We start from the raw sequence: 769 nt of genomic DNA, 5'->3' as shown, positions 1-769 counted from the left end.
GATGCTTACAACATGAACCTTTCTGACAGAAGGGCAAAATCAACTGTTCAGTACGTTATTTCTAAAGGAATCGACAAATCCAGAATTTCTGGAAAAGGTTATGGCGAGAGCGAGCCTAAAGTGGATTGCAAAGAAAACTGTACAGAAGAAGATCATGCTAAAAACAGAAGAAGTGAATTCTTGATTATCAAGAGATAATTTCTAAAGTCAATAGAAAAAAGGGTTGCTTTTCAGCAACCCTTTTTTTATAGTGGAAAGTGGAAAGTGGAAAGTGGAAAGTGGAAAGTGGAAAGTGGAAAGTGGAAAGTGGAAAGTGGAAAGTGGAAAGTGGAAAGTGGATAGAAAATTATTGAAGATAAACAATTTTATACTTCTTTTTTAAGGCGTAGGTTTTTAGTCTTTATTCTTTGGGATTACTTTTATAGATAAGCTAGTGTTAAAAGGTGTTTTTTGGCTTTTTAAGAGGCTTTGTCTCAAATTAGATGTTTCTTATTTGGCAATGTTTTTTTGATGTTAATAATCGCATGTTTCAAAAGATTTTGGAAAGCAAATTAGAACAACTCAAACGGGAATTAATGGTTGGGAACTTTATGTGCTTTATGTTTAAAAAGAGCAGCTTAAAAACAAATCTTTTACATTCTTTAATTAACAGGCTGCTTCTTAAATCGGTGTAATTATTTTAATCTGTGGCTAAATCTAATTTAAATAGAATTGTGAAAAACCTCTTAGTTTGGAAATTCTCCCGTACAATATTCTTTTTTTGAGTTTT

General features: G+C 31.9%; 1 protein-coding gene. It reads left to right on the top strand.

The genetic code is table 11. From position 1 onward, the window contains the following. Positions 1–198, top strand: a 198-nt coding sequence (locus JNK74_28630; GenBank protein ID MBL7650151.1) for an OmpA family protein, incomplete at its 5' end; no start/stop codon positions are given. Positions 199–769 lie beyond the last annotated feature (571 nt).

This window comes from Candidatus Hydrogenedentota bacterium (assembly GCA_016791475.1).
Classification (GTDB): Bacteria; Hydrogenedentota; Hydrogenedentia; order Hydrogenedentales; family JAEUWI01; genus JAEUWI01.
Note: the sequence above shows the minus strand (reverse complement) of the source record. Positions and strands in the feature narration are given on the sequence as shown.